We start from the raw sequence: 16,186 nt of genomic DNA on the forward strand, positions 1-16,186 counted from the left end.
TATTCCCGGACGTCTGATGCATTGCCCCTTCTGCCAGCACAACGACACCCGCGTGATCGATTCGCGGGTGTCCGAAGACGGCACGACGATCCGTCGGCGCCGCGAGTGCGAGGCGTGCGGCGAACGGTTCAGTACGTTGGAAACGATCGAGCTGAAGCTGCCCACCGTGGTCAAGAGCGATGGTGGGCGCGAGGCGTTCGATGCACGCAAGCTGCGCACCAGCTTCGACCGCGCGCTGCAAAAGCGGCCGGTGGCCGAAGAGCAGATCGAAGCGGCGGTGCGCGCGGTGGTGCACCAGCTGCGCATGTCCGGCGAGCGCGAAGTGGGTTCGCTGCGGGTAGGCGAATACGTGATGGTGGAGCTGCGCAAGCTCGATCATGTCGGCTATGTGCGCTTTGCCTCGGTGTATCGCAGTTTTCAGGACGTGGCCGACTTCCGCGAGGAAATCGAAAAGCTCGAACGCGAACTGCCGGTCGGCAGCGAACAACTGCCGCTGCTGGAAGCGGCATTGGAACGCGCCGGCAAACCCGGCAAGCGATGAGCGCGATGCGCATCGCCTGCGTTGCGCGAACGCCGCAGTACCTGCCTGCGATTGCGCAAGCGCATCTACAGGCCTTCGGCGCGCTGTTGCCGGAGTGGAACATCGATGAGGCGCTGAGCGAGTTGCGCAGCCATGCGCGCGATGGCGTCATTCCGACGACCTGGGTGGCGCTGGATCAAACGCAGTGGCTGGGCTCGGTGAGCCTGCTCGAAAACGACGACGCACGCATCCGACGATGGTCGCCTTGGTTGGCGTCGTTGTATGTGCAGCCGCAAGCGCGCGGGCAGGGCATCGGGGAGGCGTTGGTGGCGCACTGTGTGCAGGCCGCCGCGCAGCTGGGCGTGCCGCTGCTCTATCTGTATTGCCAGCCGGGATTGGTGCCGTTCTACCAGCGCCTGGGATGGCAGACACATACCGAATTATTGCTGGGCCCGATGCAGATCGTGGTGATGCGCATTGCGCCGGGAGTGGTGACGCAATGAGTGAGGCCGCAACGACCGCCAGTGCCGACGACCATCGCTGGATGGCGCAGGCGTTGCGTCTGGCCGAGCGCGGCGCCTACACCACCCGCCCCAATCCGATGGTGGGCTGCGTGATCGTGCGCGATGGCGTATGCGTGGGCGAGGGCTTTCATCAACGTGCCGGCGGCCCGCATGCCGAAGTCTTCGCGCTGCGTGCAGCGGGTGAGTTGGCGCGCGGTGCCACCGCGTATGTGACGCTGGAGCCATGCGCGCATTACGGACGCACGCCGCCGTGTGCGCTGGCCTTGATCGAGGCAGGCGTCAGACGTGTGGTCGCGGCGATGGCCGACCCGTTTCCGCAGGTCAATGGCGGCGGTTTCGCGTTGCTGCGCGAGGCAGGGATCGAAGTGCTGAGCGGCGTGATGCAGGCGCAGGCGCGCACGCTTAACCGGGGATTTCTGTCGCGGGTGGAGCGTGGGCGGCCGTGGTTGCGGGTCAAACTCGGCGCCAGCCTGGACGGCCGTACCGCGCTGGCCAGCGGCGAATCCAAATGGATCACCAGTGCCGATGCGCGTGCAGATGTGCAGCGCTGGCGCGCACGTGCGGGCGCGATCCTGACCGGTGCAGGTACGGTGATGGCCGACGACCCATCCATGACGGTGCGGCTGGGCGAGGACACGCCGGTCGTGCCGCCGTTGCGCGTGGTGCTCGATGCCAGGCTGCGGACGTTGGCGTGCAGGAACATTCGTCAGGGCGATGCGCCCACGCTGTATCTGCATGGCGAGAATGTGGCCGCGCAGTCGCTGGACGATGCGCAGTTCCTTGCGATGCCGTTGCATGCCGGCCGCTTCGATCTGGCGGCTGTGTTGGCCCTGCTAGCCGAGCGCGGCATCAACGAAGTCCACGTGGAAGGCGGCGCCACGCTGAGCGGTGCGCTGCTGCAGGCCGGGCTGGTCGACGAACTGCTGGTCTACATGGCCCCGGTGTTGCTGGGCGACACCGCAAAGCCCTTGCTCGCTGGCCTTGGCATCGAAACGATGGCGCAGCGCGCTGCGCTGCAGCTGCTGGATGTGCGCCAGCTGGGCCAGGATCTGCGTCTGCGCTATGCGCCGGTTGTTGCCGGGTGAGCGCTGCATGGGGCGCGCGATGCTGCGCGGCCGTGCCGTTACGCGCATAAAAAAGGCCCCGCATGCGGGGCCTTTTTTTCATGCGCGACGCCGATCAGAAGCTCGCGCGCACGCCGACCTTGTACTGGTTGGCGTCGTCGACGAACTGCGCTTCGGCGACCAGGCCCCAGGTGCGGGTGAAGTTGACCTGGCCACCCAGGGTGCCGACGAACTCACCCTTGTCCACGTCGCTACCGTCGATGTAGCCGGCCTTGATCCAGGCTTCGGTGCGCGGCGAAGGCTTGCCGCGCAGACCCAGGTTGGCGAAGCCCAGGTTGCTCGAATCCGACGCATCGTCGACCGAACGGCCGCGCAGGCGCAGGTCGGATTCGACCTTGGCGCGCAACACGCTGATGTCGGCGGTGAACTCGACGCGCTCGGTCATTTCCTGGCGGTACCCGATACCCAACGTGGCCTGCTGCAGCGTGCCCTCGAGCACGAAGCCGCCACCGAGGGTGTAATCCTTGTTGGCGCGCTCATAGCTGGCCAACAGGTAGACCGGCTGGGCAATCTGCCAGGAACCGCGGATGTAGCCGCCGTCGATATCGTCCGAATCGCCATTGACGCTGATTTCGGTACGGTTCCAGCCACCTTCGACATAGGTGTAGCTCAGGCCTTCCGCAGACGCGGCAAACGGTGCGGCCGCCAGCAGGGCAGCCAGAATCAGGGTCTTACGCATTGGATGTCTCTCTCCGAATTGATGTCCGTGTCTCCACCCCGTTGCAAGGTGGAAAAGAACGACGTCTCCCGTCGCGGCGCATAAATTAACAGATCCTTCACAATCCTGGCTATGGGGGATTTCCTGACATGACGCAGTGTCCTGCCAGACTTCTTCCACACTCAGCCTTCGCGCCGATGTGCCCTGTTAAACTTTGCGCGCCGGTTCGCCGGTACTCACGAACGTCTTCAGGGCGGGGTGCGATTCCCCACCGGCGGTAGGCATGCGCAAGCATGCGAGCCCGCGAGCGCTTGCACTCCAGGGTTGAGCGGACTAACGCCAAACCCCTGCTGCGCAAGGTCAGCAGATCCGGTCCGATGCCGGAGCCGACGGTATAGTCCGGATGAAAGAAGACGGCCACCGCACAGCCTTGCGGCTGTGCGCGCGCCTGTTTGCTTTGCCTTGCGGCGTTTTTCGCTCAACTCCTGCGAGAAACGACTAATGTCCATGCACCACTTGCCGCGCTGCGCCGCGGCCTTCCAGCGCTCCACCACGGCAGCCTTGCTGCTGCAAGCGGGGGCACGCTGATGTTCACCGGCATCATCGAAGGCGTCGGCCAGCTGGCCGCGCGACAGCCGCAGGGCGGCGATGTGCGTTTCACCTTCGCCACCGGCACGCTGCCGTTCGAAGCGGTCCAGTTAGGCGAGAGCATCGCGGTCAATGGCGTGTGCCTGACCGTGATTGCGTTCGACGCGGCCAGTTTTCAGGCCGATGCCTCGACCGAGACGCTGTCGCTGACCACCTTGGGCGCGTTGCCGGAGGGCGCATTGCTCAATCTGGAACGCGCGATGCGACCCACCGATCGGCTTGGCGGGCACCTGGTCAGCGGACATGTGGATGGCCTGGGCCAGGTGCAGTCGGTCCATGACGATGCGCGTGCGCAACGCTGGCGGTTTGCCGCGCCGGCGTCGGTGTTGCGCTATGTGGCCAAGAAGGGCTCGATTTGCGTGGACGGCGTGAGCCTCACCGTCAACGACGTAGACGAAGACGGCTTCGAGGTCGCGTTGATTCCGCACACCGTAGCCCACACCGCGTTTGCGCAGACTGCGGTCGGTGCGGCGGTGAACCTGGAAATCGATCTGGTGGCGCGCTACGTCGAACGCCTGCTCGGCACGCGGGGGGCAGCATGAATTTCGCGCCCGTTCCGGAACTGATCGAAGAACTGCGCGCCGGACGCATGGTGGTCATCGTCGATGACGAAGACCGCGAAAACGAAGGCGATCTGATCATGGCCGCCGAGTTGGTGAAGCCGTCGGACATCAACTTCATGGTCACCCACGCGCGCGGGCTGGTGTGCCTGTCGCTGACCCGCGAGCGCTGCGCGCAGCTGGGTCTGGCGCCGATGGTGCGCAACAACACCGCGCAGTTCCAGACCAACTTCACTGTCAGCATCGAAGCGGCCGAAGGGGTGACCACCGGCATTTCGGCCTACGACCGCGCGCACACCGTGCGCACCGCAGTCCGCCCGGATGCCCGGCCACAGGATTTGAGCCAGCCCGGGCATATCTTCCCGTTGATCTCCCAGCCCGGTGGCGTGCTGACCCGTGCCGGCCACACCGAAGCGGCCAGCGATCTGCCGATGCTGGCCGGACTGGAACCGGCCGGTGTGCTGGTGGAAGTGCTCAACCCGGACGGCAGCATGGCGCGTCGCCCGCAGCTGGAAGTGTTCGCGCGCGAGCATGGGCTGAAGATGGGCTCGATCGCCGACCTGATCGCATATCGGCTTGCCAATGAGCACACCGTCGAGCGCGTGGACGAGCGCGAGATCACCACCGAATTCGGTCCGTTCAAGCTGGTGACCTACCGCGACCGCATCGCGCACGACCTGCACTTTGCGCTGTTGCGCGGGCGCGCCGATCCGCAGACGCCGACGCTGGTGCGCGTACAGGTGGAAAACCCATTGGCCGACCTGCTGCACTGGCAGCGCGATGACTTCGGCGTGGCAGCCACTGATGCCTTGCGCGCGATCGCCGCCGAGGGGCAGGGCGTGATGGTGGTGCTGTCGGCGCCACGCGACAGCGAATCGCTGCTGGCACGGCTGCGCCAGCAGCCCGAAGCCGCCGCCAATGCCAAGGACGTGAGTCAGTGGCGGCGCAACGGCGCCGGTGCGCAGATCCTGGCCGACCTCGGCCTGGGCAAGTTGCGCGTGCTGGGCACCCCCCGGCGCCAGGTGGGGTTGGCCGGATTCGGGCTGGAGGTGGTCGAGTATTTGGAGTGCCATGCCGGTGAAGGCGTGCGCTCGGTGCCGCCGTCTGCCGTTCCCTGAGATGGCTGCGAGCGGTTGCCGCAATCACTTGGCCGGTCGCGGTGGTCTCGACTGTTGCGTTGCTGACGGCGCGCAGCTGTCAGCAACGCGGTGCGTGTGCCGGCGACGCAGTGGCCTGGTGTCGCTACCAATCCAGCCATGCCTGCGCTGGCTGGCTGCGCAGGCGCAAGAGCCTGGTGGCGCTGGGCGATGTCCTCAATAACTTCGGCCGATTGCCATGGCCTGTGTTGTTGACGCGCATGGCCGGGTCTGCTTTGGCCGACCCGGCCCACACGCGTCGCCAGGCCTGGGCCCGGCAGCTGTTAAACTTCCCGCCCCCTCGAGTTGCCGACCCGCATGACCCACTACGAAGGCGATCTTCGCCCCACCACCGCGCGCTTTGCGATCATCGCCAGCCGCTGGAATGCCCGTATCACCGACGTGCTGGTTGCCGGCGCGCGCCAGAGCCTGGCCGGCAACGGCATCGGCGAAGACGCCATCGACGTGATCCGCGTGCCGGGCGCCTGGGAGATCCCGATCGCCGCCAATCGCGTGGCGCAGTCCGGTCAGCACGGCGCGATCATCGCGCTGGGCTGCGTGATTCGTGGCGATACCCGCCATTACGAGCACGTGGCCGACCTGTGTGCCGAAGGCCTGATGAGCGTGCAGTTGCAGACCGGCGTGCCGGTGCTCAATGGCGTGCTGGCGGTCGAACGCGTGGAAGATGCCGAAGCCCGTGCTGGCGGCAGCCACGGCAATAAGGGCGAGGAATGCGCGCTTGCAGCGCTGGAACTGGTGAATTTGATGGAGTTGCTGCCATGAGCAAGCCCGGTGGGCATTCGCGCCACGGCCGTCGCGACGGCATCGACCCGGTGCTGCGGTCGCGCGCACGTCGGCGCGCCTTGCAGGCGGTCTATGCCTGGCAGATCTCCGGCGGTTTCGCCAAGCAGGTGATCGCCCAGTTCGCGCACGAGCAGGCGCACGAAGTAGCCGATCTGGCGTACTTCGAGAACCTGGTGGAAGGCGTGCTGAGCAATCGCGCCGAGCTGGATACCGCGCTGACGCCGTACCTGGATCGCAGCGTGGAAGAGGTCGATGCGATCGAACGCGCCGTGCTGCGCCTGGCCGCCTACGAATTGCTGTACCGCCAGGATGTGCCGTACCGCGTGGTGATCAACGAAGCGATCGAAACCGCCAAGCGCTTCGGCTCCGAGCACGGCCACACCTACGTCAACGGGGTACTGGACCGCGCCGCGGTGGAGTGGCGCAAGGTGGAGTCGGGCGCCAGCGGCGCCTGAGCGCCGCGGGAAATGGGGAGTCGGGAATGGGGAATCGTAAGAGCACCGTTTCCGATACCTGCTGAGGCGCTTTTGCGATTCCCGATTCCCTTTTCCCGATTCCCGTCGCCATGCCCGAATTCGATCTAATTGCCCGTCTAGGTGCGCGCATTGCAGCGCGTGCCGATGTGCCGTTGGGCATCGGCGACGATGCAGCATTGCTGCAGCCGCCGGCCGGCGAGCAGTTGGCGATCACCGCCGATACGCTCAATGCCGGCGTGCATTTTCCGCATGAGACGCGCGCTGACGATCTGGGCTGGAAGACGCTGGCTGTCAATCTCTCCGATCTGGCGGCGATGGGCGCGCAACCGCGTTGGTGCACCTTGTCGTTGTCGTTGCCGCACGACGATGCGGCATGGGTGGATGGGTTTGCTGATGGCTTCTTCGCGCTGGCTGATGCACACGACATCGTGCTGGTCGGTGGCGACACCACGCGCGGGCCGTTGTCGTGCGCGGTGACTGCGATCGGCAGCCTGCCGCCTGGCGCAGCATTGCGGCGCGATGGTGCGCGCGTTGGCGATGACGTGTGGGTAACCGGTGCGCCGGGTGAAGCCGCCGCCGCGTTGGCGTTGTGGCAGGCCGGCCAGCTGGATGTGACCTGCGCGGCTGCCGACCCGTTGCACGAGCGCTGGCGCGGCCGCCTGCTGCGTCCGCAGCCCCGTGTGCAGGCGGGGCTGCGCCTGCGCGGGCTTGCGCATGCCTGCGTGGACATTTCCGACGGTCTGCTGGCCGATCTGGGACATCTATGCGAACGCAGCGGCGTGGGGGCGCGCCTGTTGCTTGCGGCCTTGCCGGCGATGCCGCGCAGTGCCGGAATCGACGTGGTGCAATGCCTTGGCTGGCAACTCGGCGGTGGCGACGATTACGAGTTGTGTTTCACCGCCGCGCCGAAGCATCGCGATGCCGTGGCGCAGGCAATGGAATTTGCAAAGGTGGCTGCAACCCGCATCGGCCAGATTGTCGCCGCGCCCGGTGTGGTGGTGCACGACGCCGAAGGCAACCCCTGGCACCCACCGCAGCGCGGGTACCAGCATTTCGTCGGCTGAGGCGTGGGGTTGGAGCGTGTAGCGGATGTGGGCGGTGTCGGTGCGCTGCGCTGAGACGATGCTGCTGCGCTGATCGCTGATCGCTGATCGCTGGGTGCGTATGGGCGCGGCGGTGGCGCGTTCTGTGAAGTTGGGTGGAGCGCATTGGGAACGACGGGTGCTGCCAGCGCCCTCATCCGCCCTTCGGGCACCTTCTCCCGCAAGCGGGCGAAGGTCGCAAGCCGGTCTGCCTGGCCGCTCCTGAGCCGGCGGACCCGCACACGCACTTTGACCAATCCCGCATCCCGGCCCTTGAGCCATACCGTACCGTCTGGTACGTTCGCCACGTTCTCCCCCCCCCCAACCACGGATGCATCGCAGTTGCCGCTGGGCCATCCCGGCCCGGCTTTGCGTGGGAGACAGCAGCATGAGCAAGCGTTGGATCGGGAGCATCGCCGCACTGGCGTTGCTGTTGGCATCGGCGTCGGCCGTGGCGGGCGCCTTCAGCAAGACCTATGAACGCATTCCAGGCTGGGACGGCGCCCAAATGGGCGCATTGGTGCTGGTGCCGCAAGGGCAGGGCGCCGGGCCGTTTCCGCTGATCGTGATGCCGGCCAGCTGGTCGCTGCCCAATCTGGAATATCTGGGGCGCGCCACCCAACTGGCCAGCGACGGCTACGTGGTGGTCAGCTATACCTCGCGTGGATTCTGGGATTCGGCTGGGCAGATCGATATCGCCGGGCCGGACACGGTGGAAGACGTCAGTGCGGTGATCGACTGGGCATTGGCGCATACACCGGCCAATCCCAATGCGATCGGCGCGTCGGGCATCTCGTACGGCGCAGGCATCAGCCTGCTGGCGGCCGAGCGCGACCCGCGTATCAAGGCGGTGGCCGCGCTCAGCGGTTGGGCCGATCTGGAAGCCTCGCTGTATTCCAATCGCACGGTGAGCCAGCAGGGCGTGGGACTGCTGGTGGGTGCGGGCGCACTGACCGGCCGGGCCGGCCCGGATCTGGCGCAGATTGGCGCACGCGTGGCGCAAGGCGATTACGACGGCGCGGTGCAGGGCTTCCTGCCGCAGGCCGCCTCGCGCAGCCCTGCGACCGATGTGGCAGCGCTCAATGTGCGTGGTACCGCGGTCCTGTTGGGTAACGCCTTCAACGACGGATTGTTTCCGCCCAATCAGACCATTGCGTTCTTCAACCAGTTGCGTGGCCCCAAACAACTGCTGCTCAGCCAGGGCGATCACGCCACCGCAGAGCTGCCCGGCGCATTGGGGTTACCGAATGAGATCTATACCGCGACCACGCGCTGGTTCGATCGCCATCTCAAGCAGCTTCGCAACGGCGTGGATGCAGAAGCGCCAGTGCGGCTATCGCCACGTGCGGGCCAATGGCTGGACTATCCGGACTGGGCATCGGTCCAACAGGCCACGACACAGCTTGGTCTGTCCGCACCAGCAGGGTTGCTGAGCCCCACCGGTGGATTGACCGGAGGGACGGCGAGCGGTTGGCAATGGCGCATCGCCACCGACGTGCCGAGCGTGGCCGATTCCGGGGTGGTGCTGGTCAGCGGTTTGCTGCAAGGCATCGGCCTGCCGGTGAGCACCTCCATTCCGCTGGTCAACCGCGCCGCCGCCGCAGTGTGGGTCGGCTCGCCATCGAACGGCACCCGGCGCCTGGCCGGTCGCCCGTCGCTACGCGTCACAGTGGTGCCCAGTCAGTCCAACGTCAGCCTTTTCGCGTATCTCTACTGCATGGATGCGCTGGGCGTGGCGAAACTGATTACGCATGCGCCGTATTCGTTGCGCAATGCCACATCGGGGCGCGCAGTCACGCTGGACTGGCCACTGCAGGCGGCGGCAACCGAGATTCCCGCAGGGCAGCGATTGGTCTTGGTGATCGACACCCGCGACGCGCGCTATACCGATGCCAGCGAGGGCGGTGGCACGGTGACATTCACCTCGCCAGTTGCAGCGCCGTCCGTGTTGAACGTGCCGCTGCGGTAGGGCGGCACGCCGCATCTGCATCGATCCCAGGTCGCCCGCCGCGGTACTAGCGAGCAGCGGCGGATGCAGGCCATCCGCAGAACCCACATCTGCACCTGTCACGTCGCGTTCGTTCAGGCGAACGCGATTTCTGACAGTGCGCGCGCACACGATGCCGCTTTCGGGAAAGTAAGCACGAAGCCTAACTCGATGCCGCTGCTGCGGCACACCGCAGGAGACCCGAGATGCCGATCAACCGAACCGGCCTGCCGCATGCTGTGGCGTCGACCAGCCAAACGCAGGAGGCGTTGACGTCACAGGCTTCGGGGAGCCAAGGAGTCCTCGCCCCAGGCGCAGTGCCAACCCAGCGTGCCGAGACCTTCGACGGACTTTCTGCGCTGCCGAATGATCTCCGCCGCGAGATTGTGCAGCGGTGCGGACCACGCAGCCTCGTGCGCCTGGGTAGCGTCTCGCGGCAGATGGCGGAGGACACCAGCGGGATGCGAGCGTCCCTGACCGCGCGGCCGCGCTATGACCCGAGCTTGGAGTTCGGGGCCGTCCATAGTGCAGAAAGCATGCGCGTCGCCCTGGACGAGGTGACGCATTTCCCCTACCCGGACGATGAGGATCGCAGCGAGCAGATATTGCGCGGATACGGAAGGCTTGCGGCGCGGATTCCATCATTGCCGCAGGCGCAGCGATTTGAGGCGTTTACCGCGGTGTTGAATCACGCCACCCGCTATTCCGGGAATATGGCATTTCGCGTGGTGGCGCGCTTGACGGATGACCTGGGATGCTTGCCCGCGGACCTGCGCGCGCTCGCCTTGCATGCAATCTTGCCCAGTTTGATTGCCACGCGAAGGCAAGCGCTGCAGGCTGCTGCCGGAGCAGCGCACGGTGGCCATATGGCGGCAGTAGCGGAGGCTGATGCAGGGGGCGTGCAAGGTGATGCTGCGCCAGGAGCGCAAGGCGCCGTGGCCCCGGTCCAGGGCGGCGCTGCCGGAGGCATTGGCGGAGCACTTCCGTTTCATTTGCTGGCATCGGCGATCAGGCAGCTGCCCGAGGAGGCAGTCAACCTGGCGATCACCGAGGCTGCCGCGCTCCAGACCGGCCCCCGCCTGCTGGCGGAGGTGACCCTGCGCCTGCATCTTGTCGGATTGGAGCCGATCCATCGATTCCAGCAGGCGTATGCGCAGCTTGCCGAGCACCTCGCGCGTTCGGGCGATGGAGCCGAAGCCTTGACCCACTTGGTGGCCTTGTTGAACAGACTGCCCAATCCGGGAGTGCGCCAAGCCGCCTTCAGGGAATTGACGCGGGCCGTGCATGCATTGGACAGCACCGAGAGTGGCGCCGCGGTGTTGAGGCGGTTGGCTGGGGCGTTGCCACACCAGCCTGCCGCGGTGCGTTATCTATGCAGCCTGGATGTGCTTGCAGCGGCAGGGAGCCTCTTCCCGAGCGAGCAGATACCGGTCATCGCCACCGTCCGTGCGCAGGCTGCTGCGATCCCGAACCAGGCCGCTGAACTCATCGCCAGATGCGATGCCGCGATCGCCACGGCCAGCATGATGCTTGCGACTGTGTCGCGCAGGTATCTGGACATGTGAGCACTGTTCGATTGAGTGTGGTGTGGTCACACCAGCGGACGCGCATCCGCCTGGCGCCACCCTGTCCGGCGCGACCCTAGAGCAGATGGGGCTTCACCGTATGGCTGCCATCTGCGCGCCGCCAGGCCCGCGCAGTCGGGGAACCAGCAGTCGGAGCACCCAGAGGGTTATCTGGTTGGGGCGCACGGCTGCTCTGCGCATTTTATGCGGACTTTACGTCGCGCCCGCGGCAGGTCCATAGCGACTTTACGCGGCCCAGGCAGAGACTGCGCAGGTTGGCGGAGCGGTTCCGCCGTGGACGATTCCGATGCATCCCTTGACCTGTCTGCTCCATCGGCGCTGCGCGCACGGTGCGGCAGCGCTTTGCCATGTTGGCACGCATACGCTGCCTACGTTGTTGCACATCGCATTGATCGCGCCGCCGTGCGCGCAGATGGGGGAGTGACCGACATGCCTGGCTGGTTGTCCCTGTTGTGCGGCGTGGCCGTACTCGTTGCTGCTGCGTACCTGCTGTACGTGGTGCTGCGGCCCGAAGACTTCTGATCCGAGTGCGCTCCAATGACTGAAACTTTTCTTGTGTACGCGCTGGCCATCGCGCTGGCGTGGCCCCTGGGCCGTTACATGGCCGCGGTGATGCGCGGCGCACCGATGCGTGGCGATGCGCTGTTCGGCTGGATCGAACGGCCGTTGTACGCACTGCTCGGCACGCGCCCGCAGCAGGGCATGTCGTGGCGCGGCTACAGCATGGCTTTTCTGCTCAGCAACCTTGTCGTTGGTTTGTTGACCTGGGTGGTGTTCATGACCCAGGCATGGCTGCCGTTCAACCCGGATGCCATCCCCAACATGCGTTGGGATACCGCGCTGCACACCATGGTGTCGTTCGTCACCAATACCAATCAGCAGCATTATTCCGGCCAGGCGCAGTTGTCGTATCTGGCGCAGATGACCGGCATCGTCGGCCTGCAGGTGGTGACGCCGATGATGGGATTGGCATTGGCGGTTGCGACGCTGCGCGCCTTGTTCGGTGGGCGCGCAGCCACACAAGCGTCGATTGCCGCACCGATTCTGGACACGACGGCTGTGGCGGAGATTTCGGAGCCGGAAGTGTCGCGTCAGGGACGCCAACACACGGGGTCCGGCCTGGAAGCGCTGCCTGAAGCCGACGTCGGCAACTATTGGGCCGACGTGATCCGCTCCAGCGTACGCGTGTTGTTGCCGCTGTGCCTGCTGTGGACCGTGCTGCTCGGCTGGCAGGGCGTGCCGTCGACCTTGCAGGGCGCGGCCACCGCGACGCCGTTGGATAGCAGCGCGGGCATGCCCAAGCAGACCATTGCGGTGGGCCCGGTTGCGGCGATGGTGGCGGTGAAACAGCTCGGCACCAACGGCGGTGGCTGGTATGGCCCCAACAGTTCAGTGGCGCTGGAAAACCCCACACCGTTGAGCAATCTGCTCGAAACCCTCGCCTTGGTCTTGCTGCCGATGAGCGTGGTGTTCATGGTCGGCTATCTGACCGGGCGCAAGCGACTTACGGCGTTGGTGTTCGGCACGATGTTGACGATGTCCGCCGCATCCACCGCGCTCTTGCTTTGGTCCGAAGCGCACTCGGCCACCGCAAGCTCGCCGGCGCTGATGGAAGGCAAGGAAGTGCGCATCGGTGCGGACGCCTCGGCATTGTGGGCGGCGTTGACCACGCAGACCTCCAATGGCTCGGTCAATGCGATGCACGATTCGTTGGCGCCGTTGAGTGGCCTGGTCACGTTGGTCGACATGCTGATCAACGCCATCTGGGGCGGCATCGGCTGCGGCCTGCAGCAGTTCGTGGTGTATCTGTTGCTGAGCGTGTTTCTGGCCGGCTTGATGACTGGACGCACGCCGGAGTTGTTCGGCCGCAAGATCGAATCGCGCGAAGTGCAGTTGCTGGCGCTGTTGATCCTGCTGCAGCCGCTGGTGGTGCTGGGCTTTACCGCAGTGGCGCTGGCAGTCCCGGCATTGACTGCCAATTCCAACCCCGGCTTCCACGGCATCAGCCAGGTGTTCTACGAGTACACCTCTGCGTTCGCCAACAATGGCTCGGGTTTCGAAGGCCTGGGCGATGCCACGTACTGGTGGAATCTGAGCTGCTCAGTGGTGCTGGCGCTGGGACGGTATCCGGCGTTGATCCTGCCGTTGATGGTGGCCGCACGCATGGCAGTGAAGCGGCGTGCACCGGAGTCGGCCGGCAGCCTGCAGGTCGAAACGCCCACCTTTGCGCTGACCCTGATGGCGATCGTGATCGTGCTGACCGTGCTGCAGTTCATGCCGGCACTGGTGCTGGGTCCTATCGCTGAACACCTCGCCCTGGCGGCGTCCTGAGAGTTTTGAGCAATGTCTACGATCGATACGACTGAAAAACGCGAGCGCGGTGACGCAGCGTTGTTCGATGCCGCCGTGCTGGTTGCGGCGATGCGTGCGGCGTTCGCCAAGTTGGCGCCGCGGCATCTGCTGCGCAGCCCGGTGATGGCGGTGGTGATGGGCGGCACGGTGCTGGCAGCGGTGATCACCGCCAGCGGGCACTCGCATGCCGGCTTCGGCTGGGCGGTGACGGCGATTCTGTTCGTCACCGTGTTGTTCGGCAATTTTGCCGAAGCCATTGCCGAAGCGCGTGGGCGTGGGCAGGCCGCCTCGTTGCGGCGTGCACGCAAGGACCTGGTGGCACGCAGGGTGGAAACCGCACTCGGTGGCCGCGAAACGCGCGTGCCGGCAGCGGAGTTGCGCCCGGGCGATTACGTCATGGTGTCCGAAGGCGAATTCGTGCCGGCCGATGGCGAGATCGTGCGGGGTGTTGCCACCATCAACGAAGCGGCGGTGACCGGCGAATCGGCGCCGGTGCTGCGCGAGGCCGGCACCGATCGCAGCGGCGTCATCGGTGGCACCCGGGTGCTCTCCGACGAGATCGTGTTCAAGGTCACCGCCGAGCCGGGGCACAGCTTTCTCGATCGCATGATCGCGTTGGTGGAAGGCGCCAACCGGCAAAAGACGCCGAACGAAATTGCGCTGACCTTGTTGCTGGCAGCGATGACGCTGACGTTTTTGATCGTGGTGGCATCGTTGCCGGCGATCGCGGGCTTTGTCGGCGTCACGCTGGATCCGCTGCTGCTGATCGCGTTGCTGGTGTGCCTGATCCCGACCACCATCGGCGGGCTGTTGCCGGCCATTGGTATCGCTGGCATGAACCGCGCGCTGTCGGCCAATGTGTTGGCCAAATCCGGCAAGGCCGTGGAAGTGGCCGGCGACGTGGATGTGCTGCTGCTCGACAAGACCGGCACCATTACCTACGGCGACCGCCAGGCCACCGCGTTCCATCCGCTGGCCGGCGTCGACCGCGTGCAATTGCGCGATGCGGCCATGCTCGCCTCGCTGGCCGACCCGACGCCGGAAGGGAAATCCATCGTCAAGCTGGCGCGTCAGCAAGGTGCCATCGCAGTGGAGGCGGAGGGTGGGGATTTCATCGCGTTCACCGCGCAGACGCGTATGTCCGGCGTGGATATCGGCGGGCGCAGCATCCGCAAGGGCGCCGGCGATTCGATCGTGGCGTATGTGCAGGCGCAGGGCGCGACGGTCTCGCCGGAATTGCAGGGCCGCATCGAAGAAGTCGCACGTGGCGGTGCCACACCGTTGGTGGTGGCCGAAGGCCGTCATGTGCTCGGTGTGGTCGAGTTGAGCGACGTGGTCAAGCAGGGCATCAAGGAAAAGTTCGCGCAGTTGCGTGCGATGGGCATCAAGACGGTGATGATCACCGGCGACAACCCGCTCACCGCAGCCGCGATCGCTGCCGAAGCCGGCGTGGACGACTACATCGCCCAGGCTCGCCCGGAAGACAAGCTGGCACGCATCCGTGCCGAACAGACGGGCGGGCGACTGGTGGCGATGGTCGGCGACGGCACCAACGATGCCCCGGCGCTCGCGCAGGCCGACGTGGGCCTGGCAATGAACTCCGGCACGCAGGCGGCCAAGGAAGCCGGCAACATGGTGGATCTGGATTCGGATCCGGCCAAGCTGCTGGCGGTGGTGGAAGTGGGCAAGCAGCAGCTGATCACGCGTGGCGCGTTGACCACCTTCTCGCTGGCCAACGACGTTTCCAAGTATTTCGCGATCCTGCCGGCGCTGTTTGCTGCCGCCATCCCGTCGATGGCAGCGCTCAACGTGATGCAGCTCTCCAGCCCGCGCCATGCGGTGCTGGCGGCGCTGATCTTCAATGCGTTGATCATTCCGGCCTTGATTCCGCTGGCGTTGCGCGGGGTGCGTTTTCGTCCCTCCAGCGCCACCGCGCTGTTGCGCCGGAACATGATGATCTACGGCGTGGGTGGCGTGTTGCTGCCGTTCGCTGCGATCAAAGCGATCGATCTGGCGCTGGTTGCCGTCCTCGGTGCCTGAGCCACGCGTGATGCCCCTTTCTTCTTCCTGGAACATGTCCATGTCTTCTTCCTTGCCGTTACGCGACGACGGCGTCCTGCGCGGTTCGCTGGTGCTCGCGGTGTTCACCTTGTTCGGGTTGGGCCTGGCCTACTCGCTGATCGCCACCGGCATCACCGGTGCGCTGTTCTCCGAGCAGGCCACCGGGTCGCTGATGCGCGTCGATGCGCGCGTGGTTGGTTCGGCCTTGGTGGCCCAGCCGTTTACCGATGCGCGCTATTTCCAGCCGCGTCCGTCGGCCGCCAAGTACGATCTCACCGCCGCGGCCGGCAGCAACCAGGCCCGCTCCAATCCCGATTTGCTGGCCCGCATCGCCACCACGCGTGCGCAAGTGGCCGCACGCGACGGCATCGCCCCTGAGGCCGTACCGGGCGAGCTGCTGACCCAATCCGGCAGCGGCCTGGACCCGCACCTGAGCCCGGCCGGCGCACAGGTGCAGATCCGCCGCGTGGCCGCCGCACGCGGCTGGCCCGAGCAACGCGTTGCCGCCCTGGTGCAGGCGACCACCGAAGCAGCACCCCAGTTCGGACTGCTTGGGCAGCCGCGGGTGAATGTGTTGGCGTTGAATCTGGCGCTTGATCAAGCTGGGAATGGGGAGTCGGGAAGGGGAAATGGTGTGAAGCAAGCGCACTAGGAACACTCAGCTGTAC

The 16,186-nt window shown here is 65.9% G+C and carries 15 protein-coding genes and 1 riboswitch; of the genes, 14 read left to right on the plus strand and 1 reads right to left on the minus strand.

Annotated features, from left to right (window positions below):
- Window positions 1–16 precede the first annotated feature (16 nt).
- The 3 genes from nrdR to ribD are packed head-to-tail and all read left to right on the plus strand — an operon-like array spanning window position 17 to window position 2,129.
- A complete protein-coding gene (gene nrdR, locus AMD14_RS04325) occupies window positions 17–541 on the plus strand; it encodes a transcriptional regulator NrdR (protein ID WP_003490311.1) in 525 nt (174 codons plus the stop codon).
- Window positions 538–1,023, plus strand: coding sequence for a GNAT family N-acetyltransferase (locus tag AMD14_RS04330; RefSeq protein WP_040107575.1), 486 nt, complete (start codon window positions 538–540; stop codon window positions 1,021–1,023). Before nrdR ends, AMD14_RS04330 begins: the two co-directional genes overlap by 4 nt.
- Window positions 1,020–2,129, plus strand: coding sequence for a bifunctional diaminohydroxyphosphoribosylaminopyrimidine deaminase/5-amino-6-(5-phosphoribosylamino)uracil reductase RibD (gene ribD, locus AMD14_RS04335; protein WP_011050513.1), 1,110 nt, complete (start codon window positions 1,020–1,022; stop codon window positions 2,127–2,129). The genes AMD14_RS04330 and ribD overlap by 4 nt, the downstream gene beginning before the upstream one ends.
- Before the next feature lie 94 nt (window positions 2,130–2,223).
- Here the strand turns inward: ribD and AMD14_RS04340 are convergent, their stop codons facing one another.
- Window positions 2,224–2,847: a hypothetical protein gene (locus AMD14_RS04340; protein WP_005910986.1), complete on the minus strand. Its 624-nt coding sequence runs from the start codon at window positions 2,845–2,847 to the stop codon at window positions 2,224–2,226.
- 219 nt (window positions 2,848–3,066) lie between these two features.
- A riboswitch (FMN riboswitch) is annotated at window positions 3,067–3,245 on the plus strand.
- Between the two features lie 168 nt (window positions 3,246–3,413).
- Here AMD14_RS04340 and AMD14_RS04345 point away from each other — a divergent pair.
- The 11 genes from AMD14_RS04345 to kdpC all read left to right on the plus strand — a co-directional run bounded on the left by AMD14_RS04345 (window position 3,414) and on the right by kdpC (window position 16,170).
- On the plus strand, window positions 3,414–4,016 hold the full coding sequence (locus AMD14_RS04345; protein WP_005920959.1) for a riboflavin synthase: 603 nt from the start codon (window positions 3,414–3,416) through the stop codon (window positions 4,014–4,016).
- On the plus strand, window positions 4,013–5,152 hold the full coding sequence (gene ribB, locus AMD14_RS04350; protein WP_011050514.1) for a 3,4-dihydroxy-2-butanone-4-phosphate synthase: 1,140 nt from the start codon (window positions 4,013–4,015) through the stop codon (window positions 5,150–5,152). The genes AMD14_RS04345 and ribB overlap by 4 nt, the downstream gene beginning before the upstream one ends.
- A gap of 336 nt (window positions 5,153–5,488) precedes the next feature.
- On the plus strand, window positions 5,489–5,953 hold the full coding sequence (gene ribH, locus AMD14_RS04355) for a 6,7-dimethyl-8-ribityllumazine synthase (RefSeq protein WP_003490334.1): 465 nt from the start codon (window positions 5,489–5,491) through the stop codon (window positions 5,951–5,953).
- Window positions 5,950–6,429, plus strand: coding sequence for a transcription antitermination factor NusB (gene nusB / locus AMD14_RS04360; RefSeq protein ID WP_003490336.1), 480 nt, complete (start codon window positions 5,950–5,952; stop codon window positions 6,427–6,429). The genes ribH and nusB overlap by 4 nt, the downstream gene beginning before the upstream one ends.
- 110 nt (window positions 6,430–6,539) lie before the next feature.
- Window positions 6,540–7,514, plus strand: a complete 975-nt coding sequence (gene thiL, locus AMD14_RS04365) for a thiamine-phosphate kinase (RefSeq protein ID WP_011050515.1) — start codon at window positions 6,540–6,542, stop codon at window positions 7,512–7,514.
- 406 nt (window positions 7,515–7,920) lie between these two features.
- A complete protein-coding gene (locus AMD14_RS04370) occupies window positions 7,921–9,501 on the plus strand; it encodes a CocE/NonD family hydrolase (RefSeq protein WP_011050516.1) in 1,581 nt (526 codons plus the stop codon).
- Between the two features lie 224 nt (window positions 9,502–9,725).
- Complete coding sequence (gene xopI, locus AMD14_RS04375; protein ID WP_011050517.1) at window positions 9,726–11,084, plus strand: type III secretion system effector F-box protein XopI; 1,359 nt, start codon at window positions 9,726–9,728, stop codon at window positions 11,082–11,084.
- A gap of 450 nt (window positions 11,085–11,534) precedes the next feature.
- The gene (locus AMD14_RS04380) at window positions 11,535–11,627 is read left to right on the plus strand and encodes a potassium-transporting ATPase subunit F (RefSeq protein ID WP_005910961.1); all 93 of its coding nucleotides are present in this window, start codon (window positions 11,535–11,537) and stop codon (window positions 11,625–11,627) included.
- 15 nt (window positions 11,628–11,642) lie between these two features.
- A complete protein-coding gene (kdpA, locus tag AMD14_RS04385; protein WP_011050518.1) occupies window positions 11,643–13,436 on the plus strand; it encodes a potassium-transporting ATPase subunit KdpA in 1,794 nt (597 codons plus the stop codon).
- 12 nt (window positions 13,437–13,448) lie between these two features.
- Window positions 13,449–15,497, plus strand: coding sequence for a potassium-transporting ATPase subunit KdpB (gene kdpB, locus AMD14_RS04390; protein WP_011050519.1), 2,049 nt, complete (start codon window positions 13,449–13,451; stop codon window positions 15,495–15,497).
- A gap of 40 nt (window positions 15,498–15,537) precedes the next feature.
- Window positions 15,538–16,170 (plus strand): potassium-transporting ATPase subunit KdpC, encoded by a 633-nt coding sequence (gene kdpC / locus AMD14_RS04395; RefSeq protein ID WP_015462867.1) that lies wholly within the window; start codon window positions 15,538–15,540, stop codon window positions 16,168–16,170.
- The last annotated feature ends 16 nt before the right edge of the window (window positions 16,171–16,186 follow it).

Source organism: Xanthomonas citri pv. citri, from assembly GCF_000961215.1.
Taxonomy (GTDB): Bacteria; Pseudomonadota; Gammaproteobacteria; order Xanthomonadales; family Xanthomonadaceae; genus Xanthomonas; species Xanthomonas cissicola.

What these genes read in the sequence shown, in the direction of transcription:
- AMD14_RS04370 (WP_011050516.1), top strand. Translation starts at nt 7,921, where the DNA reads ATGAGCAAGCGTTGGATCGGGAGCATCGCCGCACTGGCGTTGCTGTTG.
- ribB (WP_011050514.1), top strand. Translation starts at nt 4,013, where the DNA reads ATGAATTTCGCGCCCGTTCCGGAACTGATCGAAGAACTGCGCGCCGGA.
- nrdR (WP_003490311.1), top strand. Translation starts at nt 17, where the DNA reads ATGCATTGCCCCTTCTGCCAGCACAACGACACCCGCGTGATCGATTCG.
- ribD (WP_011050513.1), top strand. Translation starts at nt 1,020, where the DNA reads ATGAGTGAGGCCGCAACGACCGCCAGTGCCGACGACCATCGCTGGATG.
- AMD14_RS04340 (WP_005910986.1), bottom strand. Translation starts at nt 2,847, where the DNA reads ATGCGTAAGACCCTGATTCTGGCTGCCCTGCTGGCGGCCGCACCGTTT.
- kdpA (WP_011050518.1), top strand. Translation starts at nt 11,643, where the DNA reads ATGACTGAAACTTTTCTTGTGTACGCGCTGGCCATCGCGCTGGCGTGG.
- xopI (WP_011050517.1), top strand. Translation starts at nt 9,726, where the DNA reads ATGCCGATCAACCGAACCGGCCTGCCGCATGCTGTGGCGTCGACCAGC.
- ribH (WP_003490334.1), top strand. Translation starts at nt 5,489, where the DNA reads ATGACCCACTACGAAGGCGATCTTCGCCCCACCACCGCGCGCTTTGCG.
- kdpC (WP_015462867.1), top strand. Translation starts at nt 15,538, where the DNA reads ATGTCTTCTTCCTTGCCGTTACGCGACGACGGCGTCCTGCGCGGTTCG.
- AMD14_RS04345 (WP_005920959.1), top strand. Translation starts at nt 3,414, where the DNA reads ATGTTCACCGGCATCATCGAAGGCGTCGGCCAGCTGGCCGCGCGACAG.
- thiL (WP_011050515.1), top strand. Translation starts at nt 6,540, where the DNA reads ATGCCCGAATTCGATCTAATTGCCCGTCTAGGTGCGCGCATTGCAGCG.
- nusB (WP_003490336.1), top strand. Translation starts at nt 5,950, where the DNA reads ATGAGCAAGCCCGGTGGGCATTCGCGCCACGGCCGTCGCGACGGCATC.
- AMD14_RS04380 (WP_005910961.1), top strand. Translation starts at nt 11,535, where the DNA reads ATGCCTGGCTGGTTGTCCCTGTTGTGCGGCGTGGCCGTACTCGTTGCT.
- kdpB (WP_011050519.1), top strand. Translation starts at nt 13,449, where the DNA reads ATGTCTACGATCGATACGACTGAAAAACGCGAGCGCGGTGACGCAGCG.
- AMD14_RS04330 (WP_040107575.1), top strand. Translation starts at nt 538, where the DNA reads ATGAGCGCGATGCGCATCGCCTGCGTTGCGCGAACGCCGCAGTACCTG.